20 protein-coding genes are annotated in these 23800 nt (G+C 55.1%); 8 read left to right on the top strand and 12 right to left on the bottom strand.

What is annotated here, in order from left to right; all coding sequences use genetic code 11:
• Positions 1–4: 4 nt before the first annotated feature.
• A complete protein-coding gene (locus OGV50_RS00855) occupies positions 5–1336 on the bottom strand; it encodes an SrfA family protein (protein ID WP_286488226.1) in 1332 nt (443 codons plus the stop codon).
• A gap of 282 nt (positions 1337–1618) precedes the next feature.
• On the opposite strand from OGV50_RS00855, the gene OGV50_RS00850 reads away from it, so the two are divergent.
• Together OGV50_RS00850 and OGV50_RS00845 are read left to right on the top strand one after the other, a co-directional pair.
• Positions 1619–3217 (top strand): ABC transporter substrate-binding protein, encoded by a 1599-nt coding sequence (locus tag OGV50_RS00850; protein WP_024130321.1) that lies wholly within the window; start codon positions 1619–1621, stop codon positions 3215–3217.
• Between the two features lie 17 nt (positions 3218–3234).
• Positions 3235–3468 (top strand): YdcY family protein, encoded by a 234-nt coding sequence (locus tag OGV50_RS00845; protein ID WP_012132361.1) that lies wholly within the window; start codon positions 3235–3237, stop codon positions 3466–3468.
• A gap of 82 nt (positions 3469–3550) precedes the next feature.
• Here OGV50_RS00845 and OGV50_RS00840 read toward each other — a convergent pair whose 3' ends face one another.
• Together OGV50_RS00840 and OGV50_RS00835 are read right to left on the bottom strand one after the other, a co-directional pair.
• Complete coding sequence (locus OGV50_RS00840; protein ID WP_104868649.1) at positions 3551–4000, bottom strand: DMT family transporter; 450 nt, start codon at positions 3998–4000, stop codon at positions 3551–3553.
• Positions 3997–4515, bottom strand: coding sequence for a GNAT family N-acetyltransferase (locus OGV50_RS00835; protein ID WP_049008494.1), 519 nt, complete (start codon positions 4513–4515; stop codon positions 3997–3999). The genes OGV50_RS00840 and OGV50_RS00835 overlap by 4 nt, the downstream gene beginning before the upstream one ends.
• Before the next feature lie 37 nt (positions 4516–4552).
• Here OGV50_RS00835 and OGV50_RS00830 point away from each other — a divergent pair, with 37 nt between their 5' ends.
• On the top strand, positions 4553–5128 hold the full coding sequence (locus tag OGV50_RS00830) for a helix-turn-helix domain-containing protein (RefSeq protein ID WP_012132365.1): 576 nt from the start codon (positions 4553–4555) through the stop codon (positions 5126–5128).
• Between the two features lie 48 nt (positions 5129–5176).
• On the top strand, positions 5177–6214 hold the full coding sequence (curA, locus tag OGV50_RS00825; protein ID WP_115626695.1) for an NADPH-dependent curcumin/dihydrocurcumin reductase: 1038 nt from the start codon (positions 5177–5179) through the stop codon (positions 6212–6214).
• Positions 6215–6289: 75 nt separating this feature from the next.
• On the opposite strand, the gene pqqU is transcribed toward curA, so the two are convergent.
• The gene (pqqU, locus tag OGV50_RS00820) at positions 6290–8413 is read right to left on the bottom strand and encodes a TonB-dependent receptor PqqU (protein ID WP_286488225.1); all 2124 of its coding nucleotides are present in this window, start codon (positions 8411–8413) and stop codon (positions 6290–6292) included.
• Between the two features lie 265 nt (positions 8414–8678).
• Between pqqU and yncE the strand changes: the two genes are divergently transcribed.
• A complete protein-coding gene (yncE, locus tag OGV50_RS00815; RefSeq protein WP_024130323.1) occupies positions 8679–9740 on the top strand; it encodes a 7-bladed beta-propeller protein YncE in 1062 nt (353 codons plus the stop codon).
• A gap of 104 nt (positions 9741–9844) precedes the next feature.
• Here yncE and ansP read toward each other — a convergent pair whose 3' ends face one another.
• Complete coding sequence (gene ansP, locus OGV50_RS00810; RefSeq protein WP_024130324.1) at positions 9845–11344, bottom strand: L-asparagine permease; 1500 nt, start codon at positions 11342–11344, stop codon at positions 9845–9847.
• A gap of 296 nt (positions 11345–11640) precedes the next feature.
• On the opposite strand from ansP, the gene OGV50_RS00805 reads away from it, so the two are divergent.
• Positions 11641–12258, top strand: a complete 618-nt coding sequence (locus OGV50_RS00805; protein WP_049009879.1) for a glutathione S-transferase family protein — start codon at positions 11641–11643, stop codon at positions 12256–12258.
• A 24-nt stretch (positions 12259–12282) separates the two neighbouring features.
• Here the strand turns inward: OGV50_RS00805 and OGV50_RS00800 are convergent, their stop codons facing one another.
• Positions 12283–13332 (bottom strand): GGDEF domain-containing protein, encoded by a 1050-nt coding sequence (locus tag OGV50_RS00800; protein WP_172962712.1) that lies wholly within the window; start codon positions 13330–13332, stop codon positions 12283–12285.
• Between the two features lie 107 nt (positions 13333–13439).
• Positions 13440–14009, bottom strand: coding sequence for a flavin reductase family protein (locus OGV50_RS00795; RefSeq protein WP_049009885.1), 570 nt, complete (start codon positions 14007–14009; stop codon positions 13440–13442).
• 129 nt (positions 14010–14138) lie between these two features.
• On the opposite strand from OGV50_RS00795, the gene OGV50_RS00790 reads away from it, so the two are divergent.
• Together OGV50_RS00790 and nhoA are read left to right on the top strand one after the other, a co-directional pair.
• On the top strand, positions 14139–14525 hold the full coding sequence (locus OGV50_RS00790; protein ID WP_286488224.1) for a hypothetical protein: 387 nt from the start codon (positions 14139–14141) through the stop codon (positions 14523–14525).
• Between the two features lie 104 nt (positions 14526–14629).
• Entirely contained in the window at positions 14630–15475 is an 846-nt protein-coding gene (gene nhoA, locus OGV50_RS00785; protein WP_114847898.1) for an N-hydroxyarylamine O-acetyltransferase, read from the top strand.
• A 94-nt stretch (positions 15476–15569) separates the two neighbouring features.
• Here nhoA and narI read toward each other — a convergent pair whose 3' ends face one another.
• From narI to OGV50_RS00760, 5 genes are all read right to left on the bottom strand, one after another.
• A complete protein-coding gene (gene narI, locus OGV50_RS00780) occupies positions 15570–16250 on the bottom strand; it encodes a respiratory nitrate reductase subunit gamma (RefSeq protein ID WP_012132374.1) in 681 nt (226 codons plus the stop codon).
• Entirely contained in the window at positions 16247–16942 is a 696-nt protein-coding gene (gene narW / locus OGV50_RS00775; RefSeq protein ID WP_012132375.1) for a nitrate reductase molybdenum cofactor assembly chaperone, read from the bottom strand. Before narW ends, narI begins: the two co-directional genes overlap by 4 nt.
• Positions 16942–18486: a nitrate reductase subunit beta gene (gene narH / locus OGV50_RS00770; RefSeq protein ID WP_012132376.1), complete on the bottom strand. Its 1545-nt coding sequence runs from the start codon at positions 18484–18486 to the stop codon at positions 16942–16944. Before narH ends, narW begins: the two co-directional genes overlap by 1 nt.
• Entirely contained in the window at positions 18483–22223 is a 3741-nt protein-coding gene (locus tag OGV50_RS00765; RefSeq protein ID WP_115181635.1) for a nitrate reductase subunit alpha, read from the bottom strand. The genes narH and OGV50_RS00765 overlap by 4 nt, the downstream gene beginning before the upstream one ends.
• Positions 22224–22347: 124 nt before the next feature.
• On the bottom strand, positions 22348–23742 hold the full coding sequence (locus tag OGV50_RS00760; protein WP_012132378.1) for a NarK family nitrate/nitrite MFS transporter: 1395 nt from the start codon (positions 23740–23742) through the stop codon (positions 22348–22350).
• Positions 23743–23800 lie beyond the last annotated feature (58 nt).

Below are 23800 nucleotides of genomic sequence, written 5' to 3'. Positions count from 1 at the left end.
AAAATCAGGCACCTATCTTTTTGATCGTCAACGGGACTTCCGCATGGGCGTCATAACGCGCTGAGCAAGCCGCAACGTCATTCGTGCTGGCTTTACAGGTGATTTCCGGCATCGGGTAGCGCGAACCATCGGTGCAACGTGCGTGACCACGACTCTTGATCATCAGCTCTCCGGTCTGATGCAGGCCGGAGAAAATGTCCGCCCGGCAGACGATGTTGTCGCCGTGTACCACCCGGGCGGTGCCTTTGTTGTTCTGGATCTGGTAACGCAGCGAAGGCGCTTTTCCGCTGACCGGATCTTTAACGTCAATCAGTACGCGCCAGTTTCCATTCAAAAAGCGCGTGACTCCCGCTTTCATCTGACCGGCATCCATCACCAGCGCATCTTTGGGGATGGCGGCGATCACCACCGGTTCATCTGCGGGCTTCGCTTTTTTCACTGGCGGAATCACTTCCGCCTGATGCAGCGGCAGTTGGGCAATCATCTTCGGCAACGGTTTACTGTCTACTTTCGCGGCGACAACCGGCGTACTGACCGCCGTGGCTTCGGCGACGGGGGCAGACGGTTTCCACAACAGCGGCGCCGCAACGGCGGCGACAATCACGGCGGCAACCGGCAGGCTCCATAGCGGCAGACGCGAAGAGGGCTTCACGGGAGTGGTCGGAGATGGTGAAGGTGCCTGCGGTTCGCTGACAACAACAGGGGCGACCGGTTCAGGTTCGGGTTCCTGGGGGCGTTCAATCATCACCGGCGTCAGTAACGGCTCATCGGAACGGGCAAACGTCACCTCTGGCAACGGCTCATCTTCCACCTCCTGCTCGGGTTCAGCGACAGGCGGCAGGACGGGCGGAACATCAATGGCGCGCAGGCAGTCAAGTACGTCATCACGGGTGTTTTCATTAAGATTCACAAACCCCCAGAAGGTGATGACCGGTTTGCCATCAACCAGAAAAACGTGGTTTTCCCCAGGGAACTGAACCGCTTTTTCCAGCAGGGAACCGAACAGCTGCAACGAAGTTTTCCCGGATTGCAGACTTTTGCGGCTCAGCGCCGCCGCGTTTTCCAGCGTGCTGCTCAGGTAGCGCAGCGCCCGAAATCGCGCTTCTTCCTCCGCGGCCTTCCATGCGATGGCTTTTCCCTCGACCGGGGAATACCAGTCGACGCGATCGCCGCTGTCATTAATTTGCGGGATCGCCAGACAATCCACCATTGCCTGCTGTTTACGCAGACGAAGCGTTTCACGAATTTGCAATGCGGAATCAAATACGGCCTGACCGCCGCCGCCCACGGCCTGATAGTCGTCCAGATTGCCGCTACGTAAGAGAGTTTTTGCCACGTTGTTGTCCCTTAGACTTCTTCACGCATCTACTTTACGGATTACAAAGACAAGCAAACGGCGGAAGAGAGGCAAAAAGGGGCTAATTTTCATGGCATAGCGCCGGGGGAAAAATCTTGACGTTTTCAAAAAGACTTAAGGGAAATTATTTCACGCCGCAGGACGCATTCATCAGCGAAAAATACCAGAACGGAATAACCTGAGAGTGATTCGTTATTTGTCAGCTTTTGTAAGCTATGCTCATATGACTCTCTTTATAATCAAATGAAAAGGCTTATAACGATGTCTACAGGGAAAACGTTGCTCGCGCTGGCGCTCAGCGCACTTTTACCGGCAGGAGCGGCATTCGCGGCCAATACCGATACCATCATCTACTGTTCTGAAGCCTCACCCGAATCGTTTAACCCGCAAATCGCCAGTTCCGGCCCGTCATTCGTGGCCAGTTCGCAGGTGCTGTACAACCGACTGATCAATTTCGATCCGGTAAAAAATACGCCGGTGCCGTCGCTGGCGACCGACTGGACGATTTCCCCGGACGGGAAAACATACACGTTTACGCTGCGTCAGGGCGTGAAATTCAACAGCAATAAATTCTTTAAACCGACGCGCGATTTTAATGCCGATGACGTTATTTTCTCGGTGCTGCGCCAGAAGGATGCAGATCATCCGTACCATAATGTGTCGCAGGGCAGCTACGAATACTTCAATGATGTCGGCCTCGATAAGTTGATTAAAGAGGTGAAAAAGGTCGACGATTATCACGTCCAGTTTGTGTTGAACGAACCCAATGCGGCATTCCTCGCTGACTGGGGCATGGATTTCGCCTCCATTCTCTCCGCAGAGTATGCCGATGCGATGCTGAAAAAAGGCACACCGGAAAACGTCGATAACTGGCCTGTCGGCACTGGCCCTTACGTACTGCAACACTACAAGCAGGATTCACAGATTCGCTACCTGGCGAACCCGAACTACTGGGATGGCGAAGTGCCGACCAGACATCTTATTTTCTCGATTACGCCTAACGCCCAGACGCGCCTGGCAAAACTGCAAACCAACGAGTGCCAGATTATTCCGGCGCCATCACCCGTACAGTTTGACGAGATTAAAAAGAATAACGCGTTAACGCTGCATTCGGTCGATGCGCTGAACGTCGGCTATCTGGCCTTTAATACCGAGAAAAAACCGTTTGATAACGTACTGGTGCGCCAGGCGTTAAATTACGCCACTGATAAAAAAGCCATTATCAACGCGGTGTTCCTCGGTTCCGGTACGGTGGCGAAATCGCCCATCCCGCCAAATATGATGGGCTTTAATAACAACCTGAAGGATTACGACTACGATCCGCAAAAAGCCAAAGATTTGCTGAAGCAGGCGGGGCTGGAGAAGGGGTTTGAGGCAACGCTCTGGTCGATGCCGGTGCAACGCCCTTATAACCCCAATTCCCGGCGCATTGCGGAGATGATCCAGAGCGACTGGGCAAAAGTCGGCGTGACGGCGAAAATCGTCTCTTACGAATGGGGAGAGTATCTGTCCGGGATGCGTAAAGGCGAGCACGATACCGCGCTGTTCGGCTGGATGTCTGACAATGGCGATCCAGATAACTTTGCCGATGTGCTGCTGGGCTGCAACAGCATAAAAACCGGCTCAAATGCCGCGCGCTGGTGCGATAAAGGGTATGATGATCTCGTCCAGAAAGCGAAACGGGTGAGCAAGCCGGAAGAACGTGCGCAGCTCTACCAGCAGGCGCAGGATATTTTCTATCAGCAAGCGCCGTGGATCGCGCTGGCAAACGGCAAAACGTTCTACGCCACACGCAGCAACGTAACCGGATACAGCGTAAGCCTGATGGGCAGTGATTTTTCAAAAGCTAAATTGAATTGATGGTTTAAGGAGAGTTTATGTCGCACCTGGAAGAGGTCACTGCGCGCGTAGATGCCGCTATCGAAGAGAGCGTCATTACCCATATGAACGAACTGCTGATCGCGCTGAGCGATGACGCCGAACTGAGCCGGGAAGATCGTTACACCCAGCAACAGCGGCTACGGACGGCGATTGCGCATCACGGTCGTCAGTACAAGGAAGATATGGAAGCGCGTCGCGAACAGCTTACCAAAGGTGGTAGCATTCTCTGACGTTGATAAGCACGGCCTGTGAGGGATGTACAGGCCGGATAAAGCGTTTACGCCGCGACGCCGCCATCCGGCGAAGCGGCAGTTAAAACTGGCGTCTGGCGACCAGCCACGCGCCGATCACCAACAACACCGCGCCGCAAACCGGGCCTGCCAGCGCACGTAACGGCACGCCATGACTTCTCAAAATGTCCAATACCAGGCCGCCAATAAGCTGACTGGCAACCAGAACCGCGATAGTCGTCGCCGCGCCAACGTACTGATACCCGCTAATACTGGCGAAAACAAAAAACGATCCGAGCAAGCCGGGAATCAACGTCCACCAGCGCACGCTGGAAACCAGCTCGCTAAACCCCGCCGCGCCTTGTTTAAACCACAAAATGCTGACAAACAGGACAATCCCGACCAGCGAGTTCAGCAGCATGGCGATGAGAATCGTTGACGAGTTCTGTGTAATGCGCACCATAAGCGTGTTTTGCACAACCAGCCCAATACCGGCGGCAATCAGAAAGGCGAGGGTCAGCGTCTGGTTCATCCGCGCGCATCCGGGTCGCGACGATCGTCAAGCTGAAGCTGCATAAACGTCAGATCCAGCCAGCGGCCGAATTTGGTGCCAACCTGCGGCATTTGGGCGGTAATGCGGAACCCCAGCGTTTCGTGCAGATGCAGCGATGCCTGGTTTTGCGACTCGATTCCGGCGACCATCACATGCTTGCCGCATGCGCGCGCTTCCTCGATCAGACGGCTGAGAAGCGCCCGTCCGAGGCCTTTCCCCTGATGATCCGGGTGGACATATACGGAATGTTCGACCGTATGGCGGAAACCATCAAAGTTACGCCAGTCGCCAAAGGAGGCGTACCCGGTGACGACGCCATTCTCTTCACTGACCAGAACCGGATAGCCTGATAGCTGACGCGCATCAAACCATGCGATGCGGTTATCCACATCGACCGTTTGATCGTTCCAGATTGCCGCCGTGTGCAATACCGCGTGATTGTAGATTTCGGCGATGGCGGCGCAGTCTTCTTTGCCAGCAAATCGAATAGACATGTTGAACCTCAGTTGTTGTTCACTATAGTATTACGATATGAATACTATCGAAGACAGCATAAATCAACGGATCAGTGCAAGAATTCGCATTGAGCGTGAATCGCGGGGCTGGTCGCTGACGGAGCTTGCCGAGCGGGCAGGCGTATCGCGCGCCATGATCCACAAAATCGAACGCGGAGAGAGCAGCCCGACGGCCACGTTGCTGGGGCGGCTTTCCGGGGCGTTTGGCATCAGCATGTCAACGCTGATCGCGCGGGCAGAAATGCAGGAGGGCAAGCTGCTGCGTTTTGCCGATCAACCCGTCTGGCACGACCCGCAGACGCACTACCTGCGCCGCCACGTTTCACCGCGCAGCGACCTGCCCATCGATCTCGTACAAATCTCGCTTCCGGCAGGGAGTGACGTACCGATGCCTGCGGCATCCTACGCGCTGGCAAGACAGCTTATCTGGCTACAGCAGGGAGAGCTGGTCTTTGTCGAAGGCGGGGTTCGCCATGAGATGAAAGCGGGCGACTGCCTGGAGCTGGGGCCACCAAACGACTGCCGTTTTATCAATGAGACACAGGAAACATGCGTTTACCTGGTTGTGCGCTTAAACCACGCGGGTAATTAATGTTCGGCTACTATTGAGGGATTCATGCCACAAGCAGAGGAGAACATCATGGGCCAACAAGCATACCGTAATCGTCGTTGGGTTCTGGCTTCGCGTCCGCATGGCGCGCCGGTTGAGAGCAACTTCCGCATGGAAGAGGACGACGTAGCGACGCCCGGTGAAGGGCAAGTGCTGTTACGTACAATTTTCCTGTCCCTCGATCCCTACATGCGCGGAAGAATGAGCGACGAACCGTCCTACTCACCGCCGGTGGAGATCGGCGGCGTGATGGTTGGCGGAACGGTCAGCCGGGTCGTGGAGTCCAGTCATCCTGATTACCGTCCGGGAGAATGGGTATTAAGTTACAGCGGCTGGCAGGATTATGATATTTCCGACGGGAAAGGGCTGGTGAAACTCGGTGACAACCCTGAGCATCCGTCATGGGCGCTGGGCGTGCTGGGGATGCCGGGCTTTACCGCCTATATGGGACTGCTGGATATCGGCCAGCCCAAAGCAGGGGAAACGCTGGTCGTTGCGGCCGCCACCGGGCCGGTCGGCGCAACCGTCGGGCAAATCGGCAAACTGAAGGGCTGTCATGTGGTGGGTGTCGCAGGCGGCGCAGAAAAATGCCGCTACGCGACCGAGATTCTCGGTTTTGACATATGCCTCGATCACCACGCGGCGGATTTTGCGGAACAACTGGCGAAAGCCTGCCCGCAGGGAATTGATGTGTATTATGAAAATGTCGGCGGCAAGGTGTTTGATGCGGTTCTGCCGCTGTTGAATACTTCGGCACGTATCCCGTTGTGTGGTCTGGTGAGCGGATATAACGCCACAAAACTCCCCGACGGACCTGACCGGCTGCCACTATTAATGGCGACGCTGTTAAAAAAACGCATCCGCCTGCAAGGGTTTATTATTGGTCAGGACTACGGGCACCGGATTCATGAGTTTCAGCAGGAGATGGGGCGTTGGGTCAAAGAAGGGAAGATCCACTACCGCGAACAGATCACCGACGGACTGGAAAAAGCGCCGGAGGCGTTTATCGGTCTGCTGACCGGGAAGAACTTCGGCAAGGTCGTGATTCGCCTGGCGGATGATGCCTGAGAATTGACGCTGCATGACATTAAAAAATAGCGGGGCGATTCCCCGCTATTTTTTTAGCTTTTTTAGCTCTGGTGCTTACTCAAAACGCCATGCCAGATTGACGCCAACGCCGTAGTTTCTCCCCGGTGCCGGTTCGTAATAGCGTCCGTTTGATTCGTTGACGATCACCGAACCGACATACTCTTTATCAAACAGGTTATCGACCCGGCCAAACACATCGACCGTTAAGTTGCTGTAGTTAAACTTATACCCGGTGTTCAGACCAACCACGGTATACGAGGGCGCTTTTGCCGTGTTGTGATCGTCTGCCATGATGTCCCCCATATAGCGGGCATCGGTGCCGGCATACCAGCCTTCATCCGGTACATATCCCAGCGAGGCGAACCCCATATTACGCGCAATGCCCGGCATGCGGTTACCGTTGCAATCGCCACTTTTGCAGACGTTGCTGCGGTAGGTCGCATCCAGCCAGGTCCAGGAGGCGTTTACCCGCCAGTTACCGGCGAAACGCTGATCCCATGATAATTCCGCGCCCTGACGGCGGGTTTTACCGGCGTTTTTATATGTGGTGCGCCCACCGCCGCTGGTAGCGACGACAATTTCATCATCCGTATCCGTCTGGAAGAGCGCCGCCGTCAGTAAACCATCGCCAATACGCGTTTTACTGCCAATTTCCACCGTGTCATTGGTGGCGGGTTTCAGGCCGAAGTTCAGGCCGCTTTGTCCGTCCGGGCGATAGGAGAGTTCATTGATGGTCGGCGTTTCAAAACCGCGCCCTGCGGCCAGATAAACGTTCCACACATCGGTGAACGCATACTTGAGCGCCCCGGCAGGGAGCCATTGATGGTAGCTGGCCTCGCCGCTGTCATTTCTGTTTCCAGGCGTAACGTAATGATCGTTAGAGTCAAACCAGACTGAGCTGTACCGCACGCCGGCATCAAGCGAAAGTTTTTCGGTCAGTTGCCACTGCGTTTGCAGGTAGGGATCGGCGTTCCACATCAGGTTGCGCTCATTACGACGCAAATCGCCTTTCACGCCAAACTGCGGCACGCCGTTATTCAGGCGGTAGTTCTCGTAACCCTTGCGATTTTCGCTCATATTTTCATAGTTCAGGCCGGTGGTGAACGTCACAGGTACGCCCAGCTCGCCCCGGTGCGTCCAGCGGGTGTCGATACCCTGATAATGACGCTGAAGCACGATTACGCCGCCTGCATGCGCGGGGTTATCCCGCTGCGGCGCCATCGGTATGGACTGGTATTGTGTGGTTTCACGTTCACCGGCATACATCATCACGCTCAGATCGTCGTGTTCGCTGAGCTGACGCTCATAGCGCAGGCCTGCCTGAGTCTGCTTGATGGTTTTTCGCGTGTTGAACTGTTCGGCACGCGGCGACTGCTGCGGGTTGGCTTTCCATTCGGATTCGGTCAGGCCGCCGGGGTCATTCGCGTGAATGTCTACGCTATTGAAAATCAGGCTTAACTTACTGGCATCGTCCAGACGCACCCCCAGTTTTGCGTTAGCCAGATTCTTTTGCGCGCTGCTGCGATCGCGAAAACCGTGGGTGGTGAATCGGGTCGTGGAGACGGTGTAATCCACGTCACCCGCCTGCGTTCCGTCACCCATCGCCCCCGTGGCTTTCATGCCATAGCGCCAGCTACCGAAACTGCCGTAATAGCTGCTGGCTTCAATCGTCGGCGGCTGGCGTCCGGTTTCCGTCGTCACGTTCATCACGCCGCCGGAAGAGTTGCCGTACAGCGCGGAGAAGGGGCCGCGCAGCACTTCCACATTCTGGACGCTGCTCAGATCGATATTGGACGTCTGCCCTTGTCCGTCCGGCATGGTGGCCGGGATGCCGTCAACATACAGACGAATACCGCGAATGCCGTACGCAGAGCGGGAGCCAAATCCGCGAATTGACAACTGTAAATCCTGCGCATAGTTCTGACGGTTTTGCACCTGCAAACCGGGCACGCCGTTTAAGGATTCAGACAGGTTAATACGCGGCGTCGCCAGTCGCATATCTTCCCCTTCAACCACTGTGACGGCGGCGGGCGTGTCCAGTTCAGACACCGTTTGCGGCGTCGCGCTAACAATCATCGTTTGTTCATCTTCAGCCGTGGCCGCCTGGCTCACCGGCGAGAAAACGAAAGGGAATAAAAGGGCGGGAAATGCGGCCTGACGAGCGGTAATGATCTTCATGAAAAAAAACCAATCACGAGTAAACGTGCCAAATGAAATTTGATGAATACTTTAATTACTTTGTAAATATATGAAAAATTTAATAGCACGATGCGTTAATGGAACATGAAAAAATTAAAGAAATTGTAGACTGCCTGCAAAGAAACGCTCCACTTTGTACTGAATAATGATTACTATTCGCATCTACGTACAGCGAGTGGGACACGGATTCACTCGCCGAAGCCATGTGAAGCAGCTACAAACGTGTTTATCAAAGGGAGTCGTCATGCATTTACGTCATCTGTTTTCGCCGCGCCTGCGTGGTTCTTTACTGTTAGGTTCACTGCTGGTCGCGTCTTCATTTAGCACGCAGGCGGCAGAAGAAATGCTGCGTAAAGCCGTCGGCAAGGGCGCTTATGAAATGGCCTATAGCCAGCAGGAAAATGCACTGTGGCTGGCTACTTCGCAAAGCCGCAAAACGGACAAAGGTGGGGTAGTTTATCGCCTCGACCCGGTTACCCTTGAGGTGACGCAGGCCATCCATAACGATCTCAAACCGTTTGGCGCGACCATCAACAACGCGACGCAAACGCTGTGGTTTGGTAACACCGTAAACAGCGCGCTGACGGCAATCGATGCCAAAACAGGTGATGTAAAAGGGCGTCTGGTGCTGGATGAGCGCAAGCGTTCCGAAGATGTCCGTCCGCTGCAACCACGCGAACTGGTCAGCGATGATGCGACCAACACCGTATATATCAGCGGTATCGGTAAAGAGAGCGTGATTTGGGTGGTTGACGGTGAAAAAATCGCCCTGAAAACGACCATCCAGAATACCGGTAAAATGAGCACGGGTCTGGCCATTGACAGTCAAGCGAAGCGTCTTTACACCACTAACGCAGACGGCGAGTTCATCACCATCGATACTGCGGACAACAAGATCCTGAGCCGCAAGACATTGCTGGATGACGGGAAAGAGCACTTCTTTATCAACCTGAGCCTCGACACCGCAGGCCATCGCGCTTTTATCACCGATTCCAAAGCGGCTGAAGTTCTGGTGGTGGATACCCGTAATGGCAATGTGCTGGCAAAAGTAGCCGCGCCGGAATCACTGGCCGTGCTGTTCAACCCGACCCGCAACGAAGCCTATGTGACGCACCGCCAGGCCGGTAAAGTGAGCGTGATTGACGCGAAAAGCTATAAGGTCGTGAAAACTTACGACACGCCGACATTCCCGAATAGCCTGGCGCTGTCTGCGGACGGGCAAACGCTGTTCGTGAGCGTGAAGCAGAAATCAACCCGTGAGCAGGAAGCCACTCAGCCAGATGATGTTATCCGCATCGCGCTGTAACGGTTAAATAACGCTGTAAGCATTAAGTAAAAAGGAGGGGCAAGCCCCTCCTTTTTACTGCGTAACAACATCCCGATAAACGTCACGCCACCGGGCTGCCAGTGTTAACTCGCCGTCTCTTCTCGTAATACCATGTCCTGCTTACTCTCTTCCTGCGGCACAACCGGCGCGGTACGGTGAATTTCCGCCACGCGGTTGCGCACACCAAACCAGCCAGCGACCAGCAGAATGGCAATCAGCGGAAGTGAAGCGATGGTATAGGTGCCGTTAGGGTAATCAAACGCCATCAGCACCAGAACGCTCAGCAGGAACAGCAGGGTGAGCCAGGAGGTAAACGGCGCGCCCGGTAACTTAAAGCTGACGTCTGCCGCTTTGCCTTCTTTAATCGCCTTACGCAAACGCATCTGGCACACCACGATGAAGCCCCAGGAGGCGATAATACCCAGCGATGCGAAGTTAAGGACAATTTCGAAAACCTGAGAAGGCACCAGATAGTTGAGCAACACCCCGATGACATACACGCCCAGCGTCGCCAGAATACCGGCGTACGGCACCTGCTGACGGCTCATTTTCGCCATAAATTTCGGCGCGGAACCGCCCATCGACATCGAACGTAAAATTCGGCCGGTGCAGTACAGGCCTGAATTCAGACTGGAGAGGGCCGCCGTCAGCACCACAATGTTCATAATGCTGCCGATGTAAGGCACGCCCAGTTTTGAGAAGAAGGTCACGAAGGGACTCTGACCGGCCTGATACGCGTTCCACGGCAGCAGCAACACCAACAGGACAACGGAACCGACATAGAACAGGCCAATACGCCAGATCACGCTGTTGATCGCTTTTGGCACCATCGTTTGTGGATCTTTGCACTCTCCGGCCGCCGTACCAACAAGCTCAATCGACGCGAAGGCGAAGACAACGCCCTGAACCAGCACCAGAGCAGGCAACAGGCCATGCGGGAAGAACCCGCCGTTATCGGTGATCAGATGGAAGCCTGTTGTGTTGCCATCCAGCGGTTTGCCGCTTCCTAAAAAGATTGTGCCGACAACCAGAAACAGGACAATCGCCAGCACTTTTACCAGCGCGAACCAGAACTCCATCTCGGCGAACCACTTCACGCCAATCATGTTCATTGTGCCCACAATCGCCAGCGCGCCCAGGGCAAACACCCATTGCGGAACGTCACCGAATGCGCCCCAGTAGTGCATATACAGCGCCACTGCGGTGATATCGACGATCCCGGTCATCGCCCAGTTGATGAAGTACATCCAGCCTGCGACGTATGCCGCTTTTTCGCCTAAAAATTCACGGGCGTAGGAGACGAAGCTGCCGCTGGAAGGGCGATGCAAAACCAGCTCGCCGAGCGCGCGAAGAATAAAGAATGAGAAAATACCGCATACCAGATAAACCAGTGCCAGGGCAGGGCCAGCCATTTGCAGTCGTGCGCCAGCCCCTAAAAACAATCCGGTGCCAATTGCGCCGCCAATGGCAATCATTTGTACCTGTCGGTTGCCCATCGCCTTGTGATAACCCTCTTCATGGGCGTTCAACCAGCGTCGTTTCGCGGCATGTTGTTCAAGCGCGTTTGTATTGTGTGTTTTCATTGTGTTACCTGTTGACCTGTCGGACAGAAGAGATACTTTTTGTGCCGCACCTTTTGCTAACCAAACGATTGCCTGGCTAACGCTGAAACGGTTTTTCCCATCATTCTGTGGTAGGGATAAAACCATCGGCGGAGCATCCTACCTGCAATTGTTAAACGACGCAAAACATACCCGGAAGCACAGCGTTAAGACGTCGTGCTTTTACGTGTGGTCAGCTCAGCCGCGCTGTGGTCACGATTCAGCCAGTAGCACGGTGAATCTACTACACTTAGCGTTTTACACGTTGTGGAGGCCGCATGATCAAAGTTTATGGCGTACCCGGCTGGGGCTCGGCAATTAGCGAAGTCATGCTGACTCTGGCGGAGATTCCGTATCAATTTATCGATGTGAAGGGGTTTGATGCCGAGGGGCCGCAGCGGGATCTGCTCCAGAAGCTCAACCCGCTGTGCCAGATTCCAACGCTGGCGCTGGAAAACGGAGAAATCATGACGGAGAGCGCCGCCATTGCGCTGATGATCCTCGATCGCCGTCCCGATCTCGCGCCGCCGGTCGGACACGCCGAGCGTCAGCAGTTCCAGCGTTTGTTAATCTGGCTGGTAGCGAACGTTTATCCCACATTCACGTATGCTGATTACCCTGAACGCTGGGTGCAAAATGCCCCGGAGCAGTTGAAGAAAAGCTGCCTTGAATACCGTAAGGCGCTGTATATGTGGCTCAACGATCGGCTGATAGCGGAACCCTACGCCTTTGGCGGACAGCTAACGCTGCTGGACTGTTATCTGTGCGTGATGCGCACCTGGGGGCCGGGCCATGACTGGTTTCAGGACAACGCCCCGAACATTAGCGCGATTGCCGATGCGGTCTGCCAGCATCCACCGCTCCAGACGGTGCTGAAAAATAACGACATCATTTAGCACGGGCGGCGCCAATGATGGCCTTCAGCGCGCCCAACGATTCCGTCCGGCCTCTTTAGCCCGGTACAGCGCGGCATCGGCATCCGCGATCGTCTGTTCAGCGGTTTTTCCTTTCTCTGAGCAGGCGATACCCTGGCTTACCGTGACACTGTCACTTACCGTTGACGCCGGGTGAGGGATCGCCGCCGCTTCCAGCGCTTGTTGTATTCTCGCCGCCACGCGCTCTGCATCTTGCAACGTCGCGTCAAACAAAATAACAGCGAACTCTTCGCCGCCATAGCGGGCGACCACATCTTCCGGGCTACGCACCGACTGAGCGAGTATATCCGCGACCTGACTCAGGCAGGCATCGCCGGCCGGGTGCCCGTAGGCGTCGTTATAGCGTTTAAAAAAATCGACATCGAGCATGATCAGCGCAAACGCATTTTGCTGCGCCGTTGCGCTATGCAGCAGTTTTTCCATTGCGCGCCGGTTTGACGTACCGGTGAGCGGGTCGCGATGCGCAAGGTTATCCAGGCGCGAAATAAGCAGGTTGTTGTGTTGGTTCTGTCGCCAGGCTTCATCAAACCAGCGAATCAGCATAAAACGGCCGCCCAGCAAAATAAGCGAGAAAATGCCCCAGATCACCGCGAAATGAATATTCACTTTCTGATTCAAAACAACGCTGGCGACGGGGACGGTCAGCCATAGCGGGAGCAGAAAAGCGAGTACGCTCGGCGTATGAAAATAAAGTGCGATCACGGCGCTGAGTAATAACACCGCACAGAGAGGATAGGCGAACGTTAATTGCCAGTGGCTGATGAAATAATAACTGCACCAGGACCAGAACAGGCTAAGGGTGATTAATAATCCCTGCGTCAGCCAGGATTGCCGCCGGGAGGTAATCAACAGCAGGGCACAGACCAGCATAATGCCGATAACGGCGTCATCAATAGTGCGGACAATACGCATCTCTGCCAGATAGCGCGCGTGGGTATCGTGGAATAACGCGTCACGAAAAAAGATCATCAGCGCAAAACTGATATTCACAAAAGCAAACCACGGCAGGCTGAGAGCCATTCCTCGTCTCACCATATCCTCGCGAGTGGTCCAAATGGTATGTTTCGCTTTTCTGTTATCCTGAGCCATAGCGTTATCTGAAGAGTGGATGATAAACGGGGATGCCGGAGGGCATTTCGCCTTCAGCCCGCGGTAATTTTTTTGCCCGAGGTAACGAAGGTTCCCGCGCCTAAATGATGCAGGGTATTCAGTTTATCGTCATCAAACTGCCAGCGGCCTTCAATAAAAACACGTTCATCCGCCGCCGCCGAAACTACTTCGCCAAAAAGCGTGTCATATTTTTCCTGTGCCGACGTTGCGGGCAGCAGTCGGCATTCCATCCAGGCGAGGCATTTCTCTTCGATCATGGGTAAACCGAGCACCGGGCCTTTTACCACCGGGATGCCATAGCAGTTGAATTTATCTTCTTCGCGGCCAGAGACGCTGCCTACCGCATACGTCCAGTTCGTTGCCGCTACGCCGGGAATCACGATGCCAAACATACCGCTGCGTTCTATAAGCTCGCGCGACCAGGTGGTTTTATCCAGCACAATGGCAAGACGAGGAGGCTCAAACTCGACGGGCATAGACCACGCCGCCGCCATAACATTCCGCCGCTCCGTGCGATCGTCCCGGCTGGTGATCAGAACCGTCGGGCCGTGATTTAACAGACGGCTGGCATGATGTAGCTCTACAGGACGAAAACGACTCATAGGTATGCCTCGTTCAGGGTGGCGATCGTCTTAGCGTAACGACACCAAAATAACGTTCACATTGGCTATACGCACAACGAGTGTTATTGTGCGTGATAACGTCATAGATACGAAAAATTAAGTAAATATATGCTTTTTTTGATTTTCGCAGCCTCGTTATATTTGTTGTCTACGCTCTCCGCCTCTGCTGCTATAGGTATGAACCTGATGTGCCATATTCGCGGTGCCGTACGCATATCTTTTTTTGATTATGGTTTAACAACAATGAAGTGGAAAGATCGTTTTCAGGTAGGGGCGGGAGGCGTAAGGAAAAAACGTATTGGCGATCACGCCTTTCGACTGGTTACGTTTCAGAATGGCGACGATTTTGTCTACGATCGGCAGCATAATATTTATCTGATCTTTATTCAGGGAACGACACTCTACGATAAATGCCGACTGGAAGGGACATTTGATTATCCGGTTACGCACATTCCGTCATATCAAAGGCCAAAAATCACTCATACTCCAGATTGAGAACCGCATCCGTGACATATTACGTCAGGCGGCGGGGTAACAGATTGCCGCCATCAGCGTAGAATCAGCTTTTTTGCGTGAACCCCTACAGACAGGAATGCCTTATGACGTCTTTTTTGACCGCCTATTTTGCCCGCATAAATTGGTCGGGCGCTGCCGAAGCTAATCTTGACACTTTACGAGCGCTGCATTTGCAGCATAACAGCACCATTCCGTTTGAAAATCTGGATGTCTTACTGCCGCGCGAAATTCAGCTCGACGATTTGTCGCTGGAAGAAAAATTGCTGACCGCCCGTCGCGGCGGCTATTGCTTCGAACAAAATGGGCTGTTTGAACGTGCTTTACGGGAGACAGGCTTTACCGTGCGCAGCCTGCTGGGGCGCGTCGTACTAACAAACCCGACCAGCTTGCCGCCACGCACGCACCGGCTGTTACTGGTCGAACTGCAAGGCGAACCGTGGATTGCAGACGTCGGATTTGGCGGGCAGACATTGACCGCGCCCATCCGTTTGCAGGCAGAATGTGAACAACAGACGCCGCATGGCAAATACCGTTTGCGACAAGAGGGGAATAACTGGATTTTGCAGTTCCGCCATCACGATCACTGGCAGTCGATGTATTGCTTCGATCTGGGAGTTCAGCAGCAGAGCGATTACGTGATGGGCAACTTCTGGTCAGCGCACTGGCCGCAGTCGCATTTTCGCCATCACCTGTTGATGTGCCGCCATTTACCGGATGGCGGTAAACTGACGTTGACCAATTTCCATTTCACCCATTATCAGGAAGGCCATGCGATAGAACAGCGTAATGTGCCGGATGTGGCGTCTCTTTACGCGCTATTGCAGGAGCAGTTTGGGCTGGGGATCGATGATGCGAAGCACGGGTTTACCGAGGCGGAATTAGCGGCCGTCATGGCGGCGTTTGATACCCACCCGGAGGCAGGGAAATAACGTTTTGCGCCGGATGGCGGCTTACGCCTTATCCGGCCTACAGGGAGTATTTTGTAGGCCCGGTAAGCGTCGCGCCACCGGGCATGGGGTCAGGTCAGCGACGTGAGCGGACAATCTGGTAGCGGCGAGTGAAATACTCAAACGGCGCGCTCCAGACATGCACCAGACGCGTGAACGGGAAAATCAGGAAGATGGTCATTCCCAACACCAGATGCGCGCGGAAAATTGGCGCCACGCCGTCCAGATGCGCCGAAGCGCCGCCCTGGAACGTCACAACCGCCTGCGCCCAACCGACCAGTTTCAGCATCTCGCTTCCGTCCGGGTGTTGCGCGGAGAACGGTATTGTCGTCAGCCCGAGGATGCACTGGATCAGCAGGATACAGAGGATCAAAATATCCGCCGTGGATGAGCTGGCGCGCACGCGCTGATTAAACAGGCGCCGAATCAGCAGACCAGCGCCGCCGACCAGCGTCAGCACACCGCAGACCCCGCCAAGAATCATCGCCATTTGCTGTTTCACCGCAATGGGCAGGAACCAGGCGTACATCCAGTGGGGCGTTAGCATACCGAACAGATGGCCGAAGAAGATCCCCAGGATGCCGATATGGAACAGGTTTGACCATAGCACCATGCCGCGTTTGTCCAGCATCTGGCTGGACGAGGCGCGCCAGGTGTACTGTCCGTAGTCATAGCGCAACCAACTGCCGAGAATAAACACCGTGCCGCAGAGGTAGGGGTAGATGTCGTAAAAAAAGACGTTCAGGTACTGTATCATTTCGGGCCTCCCGCGCTGACGTCAACATACTGTGGCGCCACGTCCTGGCTAAAGCGTCGTTGATAGTGTTGTAACGGAGAACTGTCACAGGCGGTGGCGTTATCTTCGATAAACTTCACCTGTTCCTCTTCCCAGACGGCATCCAGCGCCTGACGCGTATCGTCACGCGCCTCGCCGCCGATTTGCTGCGTGACGCTGTCACTTGAAAGTGGACTGCCCGCCAGCGACAGCAGGGCGTCAAACAGCTGATACCACGGCGTTTCCCGTTGTTTTAAACGCCCGCCCAGCAGCGCGAGGATCGGCGCGATGTTCTGCAATCCCTCCCGCGCTTCTGCTTCCGGCAGCACGCTCAAATACTCCAGATAGAGCGGCAGATGGTCGGGTAACTCGCGGCAGTCAAGTTGCAGTCCCACCTTTTCATACTGGGCCAGCAGATCGACCATCGCCTGACCCCGATCGCGCGATTCCGCATGAACGTGTTCAAACAGCAACAGCGACGTCGCGCGCCCGCGATCAAAGACTTCGCACCACTGCGCCTGCTTATCCAGCAGCGGGGCGTTTAACAGCTCAGTGGTGAAGTCGGTGAGCATTGGCGCGTCATGGCGAATAAGCGCGATGGCGTCGTCACGGCACTCCCACAACAGCTCATCCGGGTACTCCATCAGCAAGCCGATAATCTTGAGGATCTGCATTATTCGCCCTCCGCCTTATCGCGTACTTCGGTGATGTTGATGGCGTCAATGCGGCTGCTGTTAAACAGGTTAAATTTGGTGTCGGAACCGTGGCAGCCATCGCCGAAGGTGAAGCCGCAGCCGTTACGCTCAGGGAAGGCGTCACGCGCCATTTCGCGGTGGCTGGTTGGGATCACGAAACGATCTTCGTAGTTGGCGATCGCCAGGTAGCGATACATCTCTTCCACCTGTTCCACACTTAAGCCGACTTCCTCAATAGCGCGGGTGTCCGTAACGCCTTCCACCGTCTGCGAACGCATATAGTGGCGCATCGCCATCATCCGTTTCAGGGCGCGCAGCACCGGGCCGGTATCGCCTGCGCTCAGCATATTGGCAAGGTACTGCACCGGAATACGCAGGCTTTCGATCGCCGGAAGCACACCTTCGGTTTGCGGCAGGCCGCCAGCATCGGCATAAGACTGAATTGGCGACAGCGGCGGCACGTACCAGACCATCGGCAGGGTGCGGTATTCCGGGTGTAACGGCAGCGCCAGCTTCCAGTCCATCGCCATTTTGTAGACCGGGGAACGCTGAGCGGCCTCAATCACGTTTTGCGGAATACCCTGTTTCAACGCTTCTTCAATCACCGCCGGATCGTTCGGGTCAAGGAACACGTCGCACTGGCGCTCATAGAGATCGGTTTCGTGTTCGGTGCTGGCCGCTTCTTCAATGCGGTCCGCGTCATACAGCAACACGCCGAGATAGCGAATACGGCCAACACAGGTTTCCGAGCAGACGGTCGGCTGACCGGATTCGATACGCGGATAACAGAAAATACATTTTTCTGATTTGCCGCTTTTCCAGTTGAAGTAGATTTTTTTGTACGGACAACCGCTGATGCACAGACGCCAGCCGCGACATTTGTCCTGGTCGATCAGCACAATGCCATCTTCTTCACGCTTATAAATCGCGCCGCTCGGGCAGGTCGCCACACAGCTTGGGTTCAGGCAGTGCTCGCACAGACGCGGCAGATACATCATGAAGGTGTTTTCGAACTGGCCGTACATCTCCTTTTGCATCTTCTCGAAGTTACGATCGCGGGCACGTTTTGAAAATTCGCCGCCGAGCAGTTCTTCCCAGTTTGGCCCCCAGACAATTTTGTCCATCCTTTTGCCGTCAATCAGCGAACGCGGGCGGGCGGTGGGCTGGTTTTTGCTCTCCGGCGCGCTGTGCAGATGCTGATAATCGTAGGTAAACGGTTCGTAGTAATCATCGATTTGCGGGATCACCGGGTTGGCGAAGATTTTGGTGATAACGCCCATCTTGCCGCCCAGACGCGGTCTTATCTTGCCGTTGACATCGCGAACCCAGCCGCCTTGCCACTCCTCCTGATCTTCCCAGTTTTTCGGATAGCCGATACCAGGTTTTGTCTCAACGTTGTTAAACCACGCGTACTCCATACCTTCACGCCCGGTCCAGACGTTTTTACAGGTGACGGAGCAGGTGTGGCAGCCGATGCACTTATCAAGGTTGAGAACCATGCCTACCTGTGAGCGTATTTTCATTTTTTCGCCTCCTGTACCTGATCCCGACCTTCATCATCCAGCCAGTTAATATTTTTCATTTTTCTAATCATGATGAACTCGTCGCGGTTCGATCCGACCGTACCGTAGTAGTTAAAGCTGTAGGCCAGCTGCGCATAGCCGCCGATCATATGGGTCGGTTTCGGGCAGACGCGCGTAACGGAGTTGTGGATCCCGCCGCGCATTCCCGTGACTTCAGAACCGGGGATATTCATGATGCGTTCCTGAGCGTGGTACATCATGGTCATACCCGGCGGCACGCGCTGGCTGACCACCGCACGCGCGGTGAGGGCGCCGTTGGCGTTGAAGGCCTCGATCCAGTCGTTATCCTCAATGCCCAGCTCACGGGCATCGGTTTCACTGATCCAGACAATCGGCCCGCCGCGCGACAGCGTCAGCATGAGCAGGTTTTCGCTATAGGTGGAGTGAATGCCCCATTTCTGGTGCGGCGTGAGGAAGTTCAGCGCTTTTTCCGGGAAACCGTTCGGCGGGATTTCGCGCATTTCGCTGACGCTACGGGTGTCAATCGGCGGACGGTAGGCCACCAGACTTTCCCCGAAGGCGCGCATCCAGGCGTGATCCTGATAGAGCTGCTGACGACCGGACAGCGTGCGCCACGGGATCAGCTCATGAACGTTGGTGTACCCGGCATTGTAAGAGACATGCTCGCTTTCAAGACCGGACCAGGTCGGGCTGGAGATAATTTTGCGCGGCTGGGCCTGAATATCCCGGAAGCGGATTTTCTCGTCTTCTTTGTTCAGCGCCAGATGAGTATGATCGCGCCCGGTAATCGCGCCCAGCGCTTCCCAGGCTTTGACTGCCACCTGGCCGTTGGTTTCCGGTGCCAGCGCAAGAATGACCTCAGAGGCGTCCAGCGCGGTGTCAATCAGCGGGCGACCTTTCGCCGGGCCTTCGCGTTTGGTGTAATTGAGTTTACCGAGGAAATCGACTTCGTTTTCCGTATTCCAGGAAATGCCTTTCCCGCCGTTGCCCAGCGTATCCATCAACGGGCCGAGGGAGGTGAACCGCTCATACGTCGCCGGATAGTCGCGTTCCACCACCGCGATGTTCGGCGCGGTTTTACCGGGGATCAGATCGCATTCGCCTTTGCGCCAGTCGAGAATATCAAACGGCTGCGCCAGCTCCGCCGGGGAGTCATGCTGTAGCGGTTGCAGCACCACATCGGTTTCTTTGCCAAGATGCCCCACGCAGACGTCGGAGAACACTTTGGCGATCCCTTTGTAGATTTCCCAGTCGCTTTTCGATTCCCACGCCGGGTCAACGGCAGCAGACAGCGGATGAATAAACGGATGCATATCCGAGGTATTCATGTCGTCTTTTTCATACCAGGTGGCGGTCGGCAGCACAATATCCGAGAACAGGCAGGTGCTGGACATACGGAAATCCAGCGTCACCAGCAGGTCGAGCTTGCCTTCAATGGCGGCCGTTTGCCACTCCACATCTTCCGGTTTGACGCCGTCACTGGACCCCAGCGCCTCTCCCTGAATGCCGCTTTCAGTGCCCAGCAGGTATTTGAGCATGTATTCATGCCCCTTGCCGGATGAACCCAGCAAATTCGAGCGCCAGACGAAGAGGTTGCGCGGGTGGTTTTTACCGCTGTCCGGCTGCTCGCAGGCAAAACGAATATCTCCCGACTTCAGCGCCTGTACGGTGTAATCGGCAGGGGATAATCCGGCCTGTTCCGCTTTGCTTTTCAGCGTGAGCGGGTTGAGATTGAGCTGAGGCGCGGAGGGCAGCCAGCCCATACGTTCAGCTCGCACGTTGAAATCAATTAAATGGCCGGTAAAGCGTGAGGAATCAGCCAGCGGCGACAGCAGTTCCTGCGCGGTTAGTTTTTCATAACGCCACTGGCTGGCGTGATTATAGAAAAACGACGTGCTGTTCATCTGACGCGGCGGGCGGTTCCAGTCCAGCGCAAATGCCAGCGGCAGCCAGCCGGTTTGCGGGCGTAACTTTTCCTGCCCCACGTAGTGCGCCCAGCCGCCGCCGCTTTGTCCCACGCAGCCGCAGAACACGAGGATGTTAATCATCCCGCGATAGTTCATATCCATGTGATACCAGTGGTTCACACCGGCACCGAGGATGATCATGGAACGGCCATGCGTTTTATGCGCGGTATCGGCAAATTCCCGGGCGATCGTTTCGATGTGACGACGCGGTACGCCGGTAATCTGTTCGCCCCAGGCGGGAGTGTAGGCCTTAATTTCCGCGTAATCTTTGGCGCTGTGATCGTCATCCAGACCACGATCCAGGCCATAATTCGCCAGCACCAGGTCGTAGACGCTGACGACCGGGCAGAGGCTGCCATCGGCCAGGGTAAGACGCTTCACCGGCAACTGGCGCACCAGAACCGGTTCTTGCTTCACGCTGCGAAAATGCGGGTTCTCATTACCGCCAAAGTAAGGGAACGCTACGCCAGCAACATCATCATGCTGGCCCAGCAAGGAGAGGGTCAGTTCCGTTTCGTTGCCTGCCGCCAGCGGCTCAAGATTCCACTTGCCTTGCTCGCCCCAGCGAAAGCCGATGGAACCGTTCGGCACCACCAGTTCACCCGCGCGGTTATAAGCGACGGTTTTCCATTCCGGGTTATTGGTTTCACCCAGCCCGTCGACCAGATCGGACGCCCGCATCATGCGACCCGGCACATAGCTGCCGTCTTCGCGCGCTTCAAGCATGACCAGCATCGGCATGTCGGTATAGCGGCGACAGTAATTCAGGAAATAGTCGCTGGGGTTATCGAGATGAAACTCTTTGAGGATGACGTGGCCCATTGCCATCGCCAGCGCGCTGTCAGTACCTTGCTTCGGCGCCAGCCACTGGTCGCACAGCTTGGCGACTTCTGAGTAGTCCGGCGTAATGGCAATTGTCTTGGTGCCTTTGTAACGCACTTCTGTGAAGAAGTGTGCGTCCGGCGTGCGCGTTTGCGGCACGTTAGAGCCCCAGGCGATGATATAGCTGGAGTTGTACCAGTCTGCGGATTCCGGGACATCGGTTTGCTCGCCCCACGTCATCGGCGATGCGGGCGGCAGATCGCAGTACCAGTCATAGAAACTCAGACAGGTTCCGCCGAGCAACGAGAGATAACGAGTCCCGGCGGCGTAGGAGACCATCGACATCGCCGGAATCGGCGAGAACCCGGCGACACGGTCAGGGCCATAATTTTTGACGGTCCAGACGTTGGCCGCCGCGATCAGTTGATTAAGTTCTTTCCAGTTAGAACGAATAAACCCACCGCGTCCGCGCACCTGCTTGTAGCTTTGGCACTTTTGCGGATCGTTCATGATCGACTCCCACGCCAGTACCGGATCAGGCTGGCGGGAAAGGGCGTCACGCCACAGTTCAATCAGGCGTTTACGCACCAGCGGATACTTCAGGCGGTTAGCGCTATAGAGATACCAGGAATAGCTGGCGCCGCGTGGGCAGCCGCGCGGTTCATGATTAGGCAGATCCGGGCGGGTTCGGGGGTAGTCCGTCTGCTGCGTTTCCCAGGTCACCAGACCATTTTTAACGTAGATTTTCCAGCTACAGGAGCCGGTGCAGTTCACGCCATGCGTGGAGCGCACGATTTTATCGAACTGCCAGCGCTGACGATAACTGTCCTCCCAGTCCCGGTTGGTGTGCATCACCTGACCGTGACCGTCCGCAAAAGTGTCGCCTTTTTGCTTAAAATAGCGAAAGCGATCCAACAGTTTACTCATGACATTTCTCCTGCTCCATAATGTGTCAGGCGGTCTTGTAGGCCGGATAAGGCGCTGCGCGATTGCCTGATGGCGACGCCCGGCGTCTTATCCGGCCTACGTCCGAACCTGTGATGAATATGTTTTATTTTTTTGTTGCTGCCGGTTTACGGCGACCATAAACCAGCCAGGTCACCAGTACGCAAACGATGTAAAACACCAGAAAGATTTTCATTGCGCCAACCGGCGAGCCGGTCAACGCCAGAGAAGAACCAAAAGCTTTAGGGATAAAGAAACCGCCGACTGCGCCAATCGCAGAGATAAAACCGAGGGCGGCGGCCGTATCGGTCACGGCTTCACGCTGGGCCTGCGCATCTGAGCCGCCGCGCAGTTTCACTCTGTAGATCGTGATCTGGCGGAAAATGACCGCAATCATCTGGAAGGTCGAGCCGCTTCCCAGGCCCGCCGTCAGGAAAAGCCCCATAAACACCAGATAGAAGGCGATAAAACTTCCTGAGCCGGAGCCCGGTAATGTCAGAAACAGCAGGGCGGTAAACAGCGCCATGAAAACGAAGTTAATCAGCGTGACGCGAACGCCGCCGAACTTGTCAGAAATAACGCCGCCCGCAGAACGCGCAAGCGCGCCGATAAACGGGCCAAAGAAGGCCAGTTGCAGAATATTGACGTCGGGAAACTGGGTTTTCGCCAGCATGGCGAATCCTGCGGAGAAACCGATAAAAGAACCGAAGGTGGCGAGATAGAGCAGGCTGAGCAGCCAAAGGTGAAAGCGTTTCAGCACCGGCAGTTGAGAAGCGACAGAGGCTTTCGAACTGGCGATATCATTCATCCCGGTCCAGGCTGCGAGGGTCGCGATAAGCAATAACGGCACCCAGATCCACGCGGCATTCGTCAGCGAAAGCAGCGAGCCATCGGGCTGCGGCACGCCCTGTACGCCCAGAAAAGTGAACATGGGCAGGAAAATCACCAGCGGGGCGACAAGTTGCATCACGCTGACGCCAAGGTTGCCTAAACCGCCGTTCACGCCGAGGGCGCTACCTTGCTTTGCTTTCGGGAAGAAAAAACTGATGTTGCCCATACTGGAGGCAAAGTTAGCGCCAGCAAAACCGCACAGCAGCGCAATGATAATAAATACTCCAAAAGGGGTGGATGTATTTTGCACCGCAAAACCGAGCCAGATACAGGGAATAATCAGAATAACTGTGCTAAAAATCGTCCAGCGACGCCCGCCAAATATAGGTACCATAAAGGAGTAGGGCACGCGTAATATAGCCCCGGACAGCGAAGGTAAAGCGGTTAATAAAAAGAGCTGGTCAGTGGTGAAATTAAAACCAATTTTATTCAAATTAACGGCGACGGCGCTAAATAACATCCAGACGCAGAATGCGAGCAATAAACAAGCCACTGATATCCAAAGATTTCTTCGGGCAATGTGTTTACCTTTGTTTTCCCAGAAAGCGGGTTGTTCTGGCCTCCAGTCACTCAAAAGATAACGATTATTTTTCTCATTTTGTAGCGCCATATTGCCCTCACACGCACACGTCGTTCATGAAAAAAAAGAAATAAGTCCAGGAAGGGCG

This window comes from Citrobacter sp. CK180, assembly GCF_030333655.1.
GTDB classification, from domain to species: domain Bacteria; phylum Pseudomonadota; class Gammaproteobacteria; order Enterobacterales; family Enterobacteriaceae; genus Citrobacter_B; species Citrobacter_B koseri.
Note: the sequence above shows the minus strand (reverse complement) of the source record. Positions and strands in the feature narration are given on the sequence as shown.